Annotated in this window: 8 protein-coding genes and 1 pseudogene; 1 reads left to right on the top strand and 8 read right to left on the bottom strand. The window is 64.8% G+C overall.

The window, feature by feature from the left end:
• Positions 1-27 precede the first annotated feature (27 nt).
• The gene (locus CYL12_RS00195) at positions 28-840 is read left to right on the top strand and encodes an FCD domain-containing protein (protein ID WP_158297035.1); all 813 of its coding nucleotides are present in this window, start codon (positions 28-30) and stop codon (positions 838-840) included.
• A 41-nt stretch (positions 841-881) separates the two neighbouring features.
• Here CYL12_RS00195 and CYL12_RS00190 read toward each other — a convergent pair whose 3' ends face one another.
• From CYL12_RS00190 to CYL12_RS00160, 8 genes and pseudogenes are all read right to left on the bottom strand, one after another.
• Positions 882-1307 (bottom strand): hypothetical protein, encoded by a 426-nt coding sequence (locus CYL12_RS00190; protein ID WP_101844449.1) that lies wholly within the window; start codon positions 1305-1307, stop codon positions 882-884.
• Complete coding sequence (locus tag CYL12_RS17380; protein ID WP_286120498.1) at positions 1283-2290, bottom strand: FAD-dependent oxidoreductase; 1008 nt, start codon at positions 2288-2290, stop codon at positions 1283-1285. The genes CYL12_RS00190 and CYL12_RS17380 overlap by 25 nt, the downstream gene beginning before the upstream one ends.
• A gap of 628 nt (positions 2291-2918) precedes the next feature.
• Positions 2919-3137: pseudogene (locus CYL12_RS17375) on the bottom strand (IS3 family transposase); the annotation flags it as partial.
• Positions 3138-4057: 920 nt separating this feature from the next.
• Positions 4058-4567 carry a hypothetical protein gene (locus CYL12_RS00180; protein ID WP_101844445.1) on the bottom strand — a complete coding sequence of 170 codons (510 nt, stop codon included), beginning with the start codon at positions 4565-4567 and terminating at the stop codon, positions 4058-4060.
• Between the two features lie 104 nt (positions 4568-4671).
• Complete coding sequence (locus tag CYL12_RS00175) at positions 4672-5802, bottom strand: methyltransferase domain-containing protein (RefSeq protein ID WP_158297033.1); 1131 nt, start codon at positions 5800-5802, stop codon at positions 4672-4674.
• Positions 5803-5828: 26 nt separating this feature from the next.
• Positions 5829-7526 carry a zinc-ribbon domain-containing protein gene (locus CYL12_RS00170; RefSeq protein ID WP_158297031.1) on the bottom strand — a complete coding sequence of 566 codons (1698 nt, stop codon included), beginning with the start codon at positions 7524-7526 and terminating at the stop codon, positions 5829-5831.
• 388 nt (positions 7527-7914) lie between these two features.
• Positions 7915-9003 carry an ATP-binding protein gene (locus tag CYL12_RS00165; RefSeq protein WP_158297029.1) on the bottom strand — a complete coding sequence of 363 codons (1089 nt, stop codon included), beginning with the start codon at positions 9001-9003 and terminating at the stop codon, positions 7915-7917.
• Positions 9004-9064: 61 nt separating this feature from the next.
• The gene (locus tag CYL12_RS00160; RefSeq protein ID WP_101844437.1) at positions 9065-11056 is read right to left on the bottom strand and encodes a Mu transposase C-terminal domain-containing protein; all 1992 of its coding nucleotides are present in this window, start codon (positions 11054-11056) and stop codon (positions 9065-9067) included.
• Positions 11057-11077 lie beyond the last annotated feature (21 nt).

The raw sequence follows: 11077 nt of genomic DNA, 5'->3' as shown, positions 1-11077 counted from the left end.
CAACCGAAGGGCAGCGAGCAATCACCGATGAGCGCGATCGACACGGCCGGACTGTCCGAACTCCTCCCGGATGAGTTGACCTTGCTGATGTCGATCGGCGATCAAGAGCATCCGGTCGGCGCACGCATCGCGCTGCGGATGCTCGAGGAGAACGGCGTGCGCATCAGCGAGGCCAGCGTCTCTCGCATGCTCGCCAGACTCGACGCTCTCGGATTCACGCGCGCGATCGGACGGAAGGGCCGCGTGCTCACGACCACCGGGCGCGAGGCTTTCGAGCTCCGTCGTCTTCAGGCTCGACGAGACGAGACCTTCGACCGCGCGTTCGAGCTCCGGTCGGTGTCGGAGCTGCTCGACTGGCTGAGGGCTCGTCGAGTGATCGAGGGAGAGGCGGCCTACCTGGCTGCTCTCCGCCGCGACGACGATCACATGTCCGCTCTCGCCAGCGAAGTCGTCGCGCACGAGGACGCTGCCCGGACCGGCGCCCTCGGGTACCGAACCGTCGGCATGCAGATGCACCTGCTCGTCGCACGGGCAGCCCAGAGCCCCATGTTCGAGGCGCTCATCGAGAGCATGACCGCGCCCGCGGTGGAGCGTGTCGAGGACGCCTTGGATCTCATCACGTCGAGCCGCGGGACCTTGGCCGATTCCGCCGCGGAGCATCGCCGCCTCTACGAGGCGATCCGCAACGGCGACGCCGACGCCGCTCGCGAGCGCATGCACGAGCACCTCGCCCGCCTGGAGCAGGAGGTCGAGCAGTACGCGCTGGCCTCCGATGGCGCAGGCCTGCTGACGGCCCTGTCGACGCTGCGCGTGCTGGGCCCCCGGTCCGCCGAACGCTGACCGTCTCTCGTCCGCCCGGCTTCCGTGACCGGGACCCGGGCTCAGCGGCGGAGAAGCGCGCGCAGGCGACGGACCGTTCGGCCGGCGGCATCCCGCACACGCCCGCCCGGCCATCCGCGGCGGAGCTCGACGATCCCGTCGTCCCCCGCATGCAGCTCGATGCGGCGGCCGGCGAGGAAGGGCGAGCGCCCCGCCTCGGCGCGCACGGCCGCATCCGCCGTGAGCGGTGCGTCGAACGACCAGCCCGCGTGCCGCACGTGCACGCGCAGCTCCGCCCGTCGTGTCTCGTCGTCGGGGCCGAACGCCTTGAGGGGGTCGATCGACACCTTCACGGTGGCGAGGTCGCGTGCTCCTCGGCCGGCGAGGCGCCGCTCCTCGGTCGCGCCCTGGGCGCGGAGGTGCAGCTCGACCTGGTCGTCGCGCAGGTCACGGCTCGCGTCGATCAGGGCGGGCGCCGGGTCGTCCATCCACGACGGGGCTGCCAGGTGCGGATGCGGTCGGCCCCTGCCGGGCTGAAGACGAGCGCCTCCTCGCCGTCGTGGACGAGGTGCACCCGCACCGTGAGCGCGAGGCCGCCACCGCGCGTCCATCGGGCCGACACGACGTCGGGACGGCACTCGACCTGCGTCTCGAACTGCGCGAGACGGAGCAGGTCGTCGCGTCGGTCGGCGCGCAGCAGCGCGGAGCGCACGCGGTGGGGGAACGCGAGCCCGGCGTCCACACCCGGGCCGAAGCGGCGTTCGACGAGCGGCTGCACGACATCGAGGAACCGCTCTCGGTAGTCGGCGGGGTACCGGGACATCTGCTTCGCCGAGAGCCGCTTGAGGATCTTGCCGCGATACCAGTGGCGCAGGAGCCGATCGCGCAGTCGCCCCGGCTCGGTGTGCGCCTCGACGACGTCGAGCACCGTCTCGAGGTGCGGGAAGTAGGTGTCGGGGTCGATGCGTGACGAGCTCGCGCTGCCCGGGTGCTTGACCCACGCGTAGCAGGGCACGCTCGCGAGCACCGAGATCGTCTCGGCCGCGAAGTACGCCTGCATCACGTCCGTCACATGGTGCTGCGGGTACCGCGCTCGGAGCGTCGCGGGGTCGAGGGTCTCGTACGGCAGGTCTCGGGCGTCCATGGCGGCACGCACATCTGAGAGCAACGGCGATGCGGCATCCGCGATGCTGAGGCCCCCGACGACCGTGACGATCTCCTCGCCCGTCTCCTGCTCGAGCTCGCCCCACAGCTGGCGGGAACGGAAGGCGAGGTCGACATACTCGGCCCCTTCGGACGTGCCACTGCGGAACAGTCGGGATCGTCCGTGCGAGGAACCACGGTCATGCGCAATGTCGTACTGCTCGATGCCCAGGCAGTGTGCGCCTCGACGGGCAGCAGCTCGGAGTAGGCGGCACCTGCCGCTCCGAGCCCGATGACGATGATGTCGTGCCTCACATTGCCTCCAAATAACGGTGATTCAAAGCAACAAACAGCAAAGCAAAGCGTGTCAACTGTCTTTCCCTGTGTTTGAAGCAACCGGGCAATGAGCGCCTAGTCGCATCCCTGCCCGGGTGCTATGCCGTCCGAGAACTCTGCAATCAGTCGCAATATCCGCCAGCGCTGCAGACCCTGGCTAAGCGCAGGGCCGTCGCTGGGCGATTCGACCATCGCGGCCGCCGAACTGCTGGAGCGCCACGGACTACTCGTGCGCCCTTTCCCCGGCGAGGGCCTGCGAGCGACGGTCGCCGAGACTGCGGCGAACGACCACCTCATCGCCCTTGCTCCCCAGGTTGCGGCACTCTGCACATAACGGGAAGGTGCGAGCCGACGACGACCTCTACTTTCGAGCTAAGTCAACTGGCATGTGGTTCGGCCCGCATTGCAGGTATCGAAGGCCAGCCGCAGTTCCACGGGAGGTTGGATTACCGGGAGCTGTGGGCAGTGCGGGTCCGTGACCGCGGGTGGGCTGTGTTCGCCCCATACGTCGATCCCGACGTGCGGATCCCCATCGAGTGCGGCACCGGCACCGGGGTGGAGGTCACCTTCACGTCTGCGCTCCGCAGTGTGTTCTGTTTCCGGACCTCATAGACGCATTAGTTGTCCTCGCAAAGAGCGACCAGCCGAGGGATCAGGATGGCGTCGCTGATCGCCCGAGTTGACGGGGTGCGGTCGCTCGCGGCGATACCTGCTCGGAGTTACGTGCAACAGGCTACAGATGGCTCGGCTCCAAGCGGGCGACCTTCGACGACGTCTGTCTTGTTCGAATCGATAAACGCGACTACTTCCGATGTCGGAGATCGCATAGCCCCTCGGATACGCACCACTCTTTCTGAGATCCGTATCCCCAGGGCTAGAAAGCCGATGTGACCATACCGTTGCGGCTTCGGCGATGCGCGGCTGTGATCTATTGCTGCGGTTTTCGCGTCCTCCGTCTCGAAGTAGTTCGTAGCAAGGCTGAAACGTAGCCCTAGGGCTATATATGCGCGGAGCGAACCGCTGGGCCGCGAAACGAGATGACCTGCTGTTCTTGCTCCTCATCCTTCGGCGGCTGCGGGATAGTGCGACAAGACATGCCGCGCCACACGAGCATGCACGAATCGCAGGCGCTGTCGACACAGCCCTGTCGAGTGGCATCCTTCGCGCACCCGCGCGCGAGTATCAGGGTGAGCACTCGATCGGAATCCCCCGGGGGCACCGATTCCTATGTATCTGCTTCATAGAGTGGGGGCGTCATACGGATCCAGAGGGGCAAAGATGCTCGATCAACGCCGACTACGTACGAGAACAAGGAGAAGGGTCGGCTTTCGCCACGCCCTGGCAGCCATCCCAATCGTGCTGGCGGGCGCACTGATTACCGCGCCCGTTGCGCGAGCCGCGGGATACACCTACTTCAACGCAAAGGTGTCAGAACTGTCCGTGCGCTACTCGGGATCCAGACCGCGGCTGTCATCAGCGCCCCTCACGGCGGCAGAGGCTGTACGAAACCTCGAAACGGGCTTGGCGCCGACGACTCGCTGGTCGATCTAGGTCGACCACGCCGCGCGATCCGCACTAACGACGGCAGACCGACGATCGTTGGAACCGCTCGGTATGACTGTTACCGCTGAGTTACCGCAGGGCGGTCACGACACATGACGAAGGCCCCGCATCCCAGTCGTTACAACGGGAGTCGGGGCCTTCGTGGTGGCGGTGACGGTGGCATTTGAACCCATCGTCGCCACTGAGGGAGTACCTGTCAGTCGCCCTGGGCGAACCATTTGGCATCGACCGCGAGACGGCGTCCGATTGCGGCCAGGAAGTCCTCTTCCCGGCCAAACGGACCGTCGAAAGCCTCGGTGAGAACCGAGATGGCGAAGGTCCTGTCAACCTTGACGCGGAAGCTCTCGGTTGCCCCGGGCTCTCCGGGGAGGTTGGCGCGCACCGATTCGATACGCGGGTCGTCGGAGCCGACCTCTGCGAGGGACTCGTAGACGGTTCTCATGAGGAGCATCATCAGCGCGCTCGTGTGGTGCATGCCGTCGATGGAGAACTTGTTCACCAACCCCCAACGGTCGAGGATTCCCTCGTTCACGAAGTCGTCGCGGTCGGCCATGTCCTTGAGGTCGAGTATGAGGTCGCCCTCGTCGGTGACTCGGTTGCCGAGCTCGCCGTAGTAGCGCACCCAGGCACGCTCCCCGACGGCGGAAACCTGCGGGATGGCCGACACGTGCACGTCAAGGTGGTTGGAGGAGAACAGGAGGGTCATGGTGAGTTCGTTTCGCTGGGTGGCTGCGCCGGATGCACGGCCCGTATCAGCTCTATGCGCGGTGCCCCCAAGAAAGGTGATCAGCACAGGTCAGCCACTAGTCATCAGGCCGTGGCGGGGCTACCGCTGGACGAGTAGGAAACGAACACGACGCCGACATCGCCGAAGTGCCTGTGAAGCTGGTTCGCTGTCACGCCGACGCCAACGAGGATGCTGGCGAAAGGCGCCTCGGCGCGAGTACCTGCATCCCAACGGTCACGAGCAGCATTACCTACGCCGGGCTCGAACGTGAGGTGTCCTCGGAACTCGAGTCGGGGGAAGCGCGCCAGTTCCTGTTGCCAGTGGGCGCCGGGCCGGGCGGGCAGCAATAGCAGGGCTGACTCGACAGTGCCCGCTTCCCACTCGGCGACAGCTCGTTGGGTCCAATCCTGAGGACCGCGACCGGCGAGACCGTAGGGAGGGTTGATCCATAATCGCGAGGGAGAGCCGTCGGCGTTCGCCCACGTCGGAACCGCGAGCGCGTCCTCCGCGGCCGTCAGGCTCCAGGCCGCTGGCACATTCAGTTCAGGCGCTGCTGCCACGTCTCCGTCGATGCGCCCCAAGCAAGCCAGAGCCCGCTCGATGACCCATCCAGGTGTAAGCCAGGAGTCCGACGACGACGAGCGTCTATGCGACAAGAACAAGGCAGTGGCCGCTTGCCGGTCCGTCTTCGTCGCACGGATGGTCGCTGCTGCAGCCGTCACACTCATCTCACCGTTCGCAACCGCACGGATGACACCCTCGTCACCGTTGCGCATGATCGCCGAGGCGTCGCGCACGAGTCGTTCCGATACGCCGGCTGTACGTGCGGCCTGAGCCTGGGTTGGAGCATCCGGCAGGCCTGCCGATTGCCCGCCCACTCCCCCGCGCTGGCGCCGCGCGAGCGCTCCTGCGGCCAGCGCACGTTGCGACGGGCTGAGGTGTCTTCGACGCACATTGAGGGACATCACCAACGAGCGCGCCTCGTCCTCAGTGCCCTCAAAGAGTAGGGTGCGAAGCTCCGCGCCGACGCGCGCTGCTGCCCGCGCTCTGTGCCGTCCGTCCAGGAGCCAGGTGACATCATCGGCGTCGGTCCACACTGTCGCCGGCTCGCGTTGCCCGTGTAGGGCGATGTCCGCAGCCAGTTCGTCGAGTTCAACCTCTGTAAGATTCGGCAGCAAGTTGGCGAACGGATGCACGGGCAACTGCGAAGACACCACTTCAGCCTAAAACCGCCGCTTGGTCACCCCGTCACGCGTTGCTTGCAGTTCGGGCAGCCCCGGCCCTTATTCGCACGGTTATCTCCCGTCGCTAGCCACTCTTCACCGCACCTGCAGCGCCACCAGAGCCGCTTCCCGGTACCAGCCACGACGTCCGTTGCTCGAAGAGGCGCGTTCTTCGACTCGTGGAACTGCGACGCCAGATTCGGGTTGGTCGCTGCCATGTCGTTGAACCCTGCCCACACCTTTTTATTGGAGCAGTACGGACACCCGGTGTTCGAGCGCACTCTGTTGTCGCCTGTCGTTTCCCACTCATGCTTGAGGTGGCACTGCCACCACAGCTTGCGGCTCGTTCCAGGCACAACCGTTTCCGCGGTCAGCGGGGCATTCTTTGAGACGTGGAACTGTGCGGCCAAGTCGGGCCGCATTGCAGCCATGCAGTTGTCGTCTGCCGCTTCGTAGTTCGAACAGTACTTGCACCCGACGCCCTTGACGCGGCTGGTGATGGCTTGGTCGTATGCGTGCCCTTCCGCACAGGTGAACCAGGCTTTGTTCGTCGAGCCCGCGAGCACGTCGTATGGCGTCAGCGAACCGTTCAACTCTTTGTGCCAGGTGGCTGCGGCTTCAGGGTTTGTCACCGCGAGACAGGTCGTCGGATGTGCCTTCTGTCGCCTGCAGTAGTGGCACTCGCTGCCCTTCTGAGTGCGATTGACGGGTGCGGTCTCATACTCATGGCCCTCGTCCGGGCACAGCCACCAGACGGGGCGTTCGCTTCCTGCCACGAGGTCGTGAGGCGTGAGCGAGCCGTTCAGGCTCGGGTGCCACTGGCGGGCAATGCTCTCATGCGTGACGCTGAGTGCGTTGATGTCTGCCGATACGAGCTGGTTGCTGCAGTAGCCGCACCCGCTGCCGGAGGTAGTTCGGGAGTTGGGAGTCGCCTTGTAGGCATGCCCCTTCGCGGCACAGCGCCAGTGAACCTCGACGCCGGAGCCTGCCAGAATCTGGTCGGGCTGCAGGTCACCGTTGGCCTCCACGTCCCATTCCTGGACGAGCGTCACATGCGTATCAGCGAGCGTATTGAAACCAGCGAGCGGCCTCTTGCGCGCACAGAAAGGGCACCCCCCCTTCGCTCCCGAGTTGGCGAGGAGGGCGACCCTCGAGCGGAACGAGTGTCCGAGAGGACATTCGTAGTCGTGCTCCACATGACGCTGCTCCTGGAGTGTGAATCGTGTGCCAGTGCGTTCGGACGCCACGAACTGAATGAGGTGCAAGTGGTTCGCTCGCGGAAAGGAGCAGGTGCGGTACTGCTCCTCGTGAGCGCCGGGCGCAGAGCCATCGAGCGCCACAGTGGGAAACCGGTGCGCGTCGGCGGCGGGGCTCGTGGCGGACGGACGAAGAAGCCCCCACACGAGGTCGACGAGGACCGCACTTGACGGCGAAGCGACGGCCGCCTCGATGGCCCTGGTCAGCGCGGCATAGCGCGCCTGGGCGGTACGGGCCGCCATCGCATGCGGAGCGAGCACTGCACGCGCGACGGCTACGGCCAGAGAGAATCGAGCAGGGGCGTCGAACGGTTCACCAAGTTCCGCACGACCCCATGCCTCAACGCAGCCTTGCAGCTCCGCGAGACGATGCGCATCGAGGTCGCCGCTGGCTCTCATCCGTTGATACGTACGGTCGGCCTTGAGAACGTCGACACCGACCGTTACCTGGTCGCGCACGCCTGTTCCCGGGCCTACCCAGCGACGGTGCCGGACGCAGACCCGCGAGTCGTCGTGTTCGTACTCTGCGACGATGTTCCCGTGGGCACACCGTAGACATGCGAATCGGTCTTGCAAGCCTGTGGTGCAGCGGCCGCACGCACTTCCGTCGGAGTGTGTCGGCAGGAGCGCACGTACTTGGGCGAAGTGGCGGGGACGGAGTGCCCCGACGACGTCTAGGAACCCCTCGAGGGCGGCCGCCGGCGAGAGGCCAGTACGGCGCTCGTTTGCCCTGAGCATGGTGTTCCACGCTCGCGAGGGAATGCCGTTAGCGTCGCGGATTCGAGACGCGTAGCTGGCAGGTGTTTCGAACCGGCTTGGACGCACTCGAACGAGAAGCGGTCGCGTGTTAAGCATCGACGAGTTGCCCTTCCTTGTTCGCCTTCTTGGTACTGGTTATGCGAGGAGGCGCTACGTTTCCGGCCTCTCGTTCAGTCACAAGGTCGAGGGTGATTCCCTCAAGAACATCCCTCGTGATGCGCTCGTTCTCGGGCTTTGCGGCGTCGATGAGGTCGAGAGCGGCGTTTGTGAGGAGTCGCGAGAGTGCTCCGATAGACCCCTGCGTGCGGTGCCAGAGATAGTCATCGAACGCCACGATGTCTTTGGGCTTCTGAGCGAGCAGACCGAGCTGGGGCTCGAATGCCCGCAACACTTGTCCCCAGAGCCGTCGCTCTTCTGGGGTGTCGTACCCGAGGCGGTCGAACTTGACTAGAACAGAGCGGGCCGCGAACTGCTCGCCGAGCGCGCCGTTCATCAGGCTGGACTCGTGGAGGTTGATGCCCACGTAGAGCGGCACAGCACGAATACCGTTGAGCAGGTTCTTGATGGACTGTGCCGACTCGAAGTGCCCAGTGTTGAGTCGGGAGAGGTTCTGCATCTCGTCGATGACGAACAGCGACGTGCGCGCTTTGGTGAGCTGCGCGGAGACGACCTGGCTGCGCTCCTCCGTGGTGAGTTTGTCGGGGCAGTCCACGCCGAGGAAGTTGAGGATGCGCCCCATGACTGCTTTGGCCGTTGAGCCCGCGCTGACCTCGATGTAGACCACAGGGACGTGGCCGTCCCTCTTCCAATCGGGATACTTCTGCGCGTGGCGCTGGAACGCGTCGAGCATGGCATAGAACGCCGCGGTAGTCTTGCCCATCGTTGGCAACCCTGTGCATATGACGCCAGTGCGCCCGACCGCACGGTTAGCGAAGACAGACGCCCGTCTTACCTCCTTGCGCAGCGTCTGAAGCTCCGGGGTCCCCACCACAGCACCGTCGGCGAGGCGCGCGTATCGACGCTCGTTAAACTCGGCGCGGCGTGCGTCGTCCCACGCAATGTACTCCTCAAGGAGGACAATTTCCACCTTCGGAGCCTCGTAGTTCTGGAGCAGGTGTTCGAGCGACTCCCGTCGGTCGAAGTGACCGAGCAGTTGCTCGTCGGTGTTCTCAGTCATCGGTCTTTCCTTCCTTTCCCATCCTCTATGCGCCACGTGTTCAGCGACGATGCGGCACCGCTCAGAGCATCTCCAGTTCGGCCTCATCATCGAGTTCGTCACCGTCATCGAACGGGGTGTACGTCTTGGAAACCGGCGCGGATACGGATGAGGCGGTGGATTCCGCCATCAGTGCCTTGACGCGCTCGCGCTCGGACTCATCGGCCTCTTGGGTCACCTCTGCGAAGAGGCTGAGCATTACGCTGTCTGCTTCTCGGTTCGAGAATCCGCCGTGGTCGAGGTGGAGCTTGTGTGCCTTGGCTTGGAGCGCGGATTCGAGCGGGCGGAATTTCCCTTCTTCGTTGACGCTCTCGCAGGTAATCCACTCGTCCTTCTCGGATGCGTGGACCCAAACGCGCTCGGCGTTCGAGGGGTCGTAGTACACGTTGAGGAGCACTTTCCGACCGTGGTCGTCTTCCTGTCCACGTAGCGGGCCCAGGTGCACCGAGTCATACCAGCGCTTGTTGAAGGTCACGCCCTGTGCTCGGACAGCTCGGCGCACGCTCGGGAGCACTCGGAGGTAGTCCATCGGGTCGATGGGGACGAAGAAGTGCCCCGTCGTCTCCATAGAGGCCGCGAACATCGTGTTCGGGGTGTGCCTGACTCTCGGGTCGAAGGCGTCGACGAGGCTGTCGTGAACTCGGTTCTGCCAGACGATGGCGACCCAGCGGTCGAACAGTTCCTCGAGCATCTCGAGCGAGATGACCTCATCCGCTTCCGGCTCCTCGCCGCGGAACTCGATGCTGCCTCCGGTGTAGCCCGGCAGGAACTGCGTAAACTTCTGGCGCACCGTGCGGAACATGCGCTCGACCTGGGCCTTCGCTGTGGGGTCCTCGTAGGCAGCCTTGGTGGTGTGGATACCGTATCGAGCGCACACGGACTCGAATTGTTCACCGAGGAAGTCTTTGCCGTTGTCGGTGATGATGCGACGCGGCACAATGTACGGGCGATGAGTGTCGTACTCTGCGCGCTTTTCGTCGCTCAAGTAGGAGGCCCAGGGCATCTCCGGCAGCTCGAACGCCTGGTAGCTCTTTGCCCAGGGGCGCTTTCGCTGCGGGACCAAGGCGCGCGCGATGAGGAGCGCGTGGTCTGAGCCGGTCGGGTTGCTCGGGGTGAAACTGAACCCGAGGATGGACTTCGTCCGCTTGTCGACCATGAGGGTAAGCCAGGGGCGACGAATGTCGCCGTTCGGGAACCGCACGAACGCGTCGAACGGGCTGTTGTCAATCTGCGCTTCGTCACCGGGCGCCGACACCAGCCGCCCCGAGTACTGGCGGTCAGGCGAGCGGAGCTTCGACTTCCGGGTGCGGGCGCTGCCGGTGGTTCCACGGTCAGCGTCCATCATTTCGATGTAACGGTTGATGGAGGCGGGCGAAGGCATCTTCGGTCGCTCGGCCGAGTCCGGATAGAGCTCTGTCAGTCGCCGCTCGAGGCGCGCGTAGATGGCCGTCTTTGTCGGAGTTGACTTCTTTGAGTGGCCGGACAGAATCTCCGCGAGGAGCGTCTTAACCTCCTTGTTCACGCGCCCCATCGCCTGTTCATTGCGGTCCTTCCGGCCGTCCATTAGGGCCGCAGGTCCGCCCAGGCGATAAGCCTTCAAATCGCGCTTAAGCTTCGAAGCACTTGCCTTGATACCGAGCGCGCGCAGTTCTTCCGCCTTCTTCTCCAGCTTCCAGACCATCGCCTTCTCCGGCGCGTACTCTTCGCGCGGCTCTTCACCGAATGCTGGCGTGCCGTCGTGCAGCTCTTGGAGATGCGGGATGAGTCGACGCGTGTCATCGCTGAGCCCGGAGAGCGCCTCGGAGATAGGTACGCGAGCGCGACGCTCCTCGGCCCTATCGAGACTCTCCGCCGGTGCAATGCGGTCAGATAGCTCGAACATGTCCATCAACTGGTGCTGGCTCGAGCGTGCGTTCCGCAGCTTGATGACGCCGGCGTTGTAGCCAGCGACGATGTACTGGCCGTCGATGAGGTCGATGGTCTGACCTATGACGACGGTTCTCGGCTTGGTCATGATGGGGGCCCTTCATAGATG

The sequence above is a fragment of the Zhihengliuella sp. ISTPL4 genome, from assembly GCF_002848265.1.
Lineage (GTDB): Bacteria > Actinomycetota > Actinomycetes > Actinomycetales > Microbacteriaceae > Microbacterium.
The sequence above is the reverse complement of the archived record's forward strand: the minus strand, read 5'-3'. Positions and strand labels throughout refer to the sequence as shown.

What these genes read in the sequence shown, in the direction of transcription:
- CYL12_RS00195 (WP_158297035.1), top strand. Translation starts at nt 28, where the DNA reads ATGAGCGCGATCGACACGGCCGGACTGTCCGAACTCCTCCCGGATGAG.
- CYL12_RS00190 (WP_101844449.1), bottom strand. Translation starts at nt 1,307, where the DNA reads ATGGACGACCCGGCGCCCGCCCTGATCGACGCGAGCCGTGACCTGCGC.
- CYL12_RS00180 (WP_101844445.1), bottom strand. Translation starts at nt 4,567, where the DNA reads ATGACCCTCCTGTTCTCCTCCAACCACCTTGACGTGCACGTGTCGGCC.
- CYL12_RS00165 (WP_158297029.1), bottom strand. Translation starts at nt 9,003, where the DNA reads ATGACTGAGAACACCGACGAGCAACTGCTCGGTCACTTCGACCGACGG.
- CYL12_RS00160 (WP_101844437.1), bottom strand. Translation starts at nt 11,056, where the DNA reads ATGACCAAGCCGAGAACCGTCGTCATAGGTCAGACCATCGACCTCATC.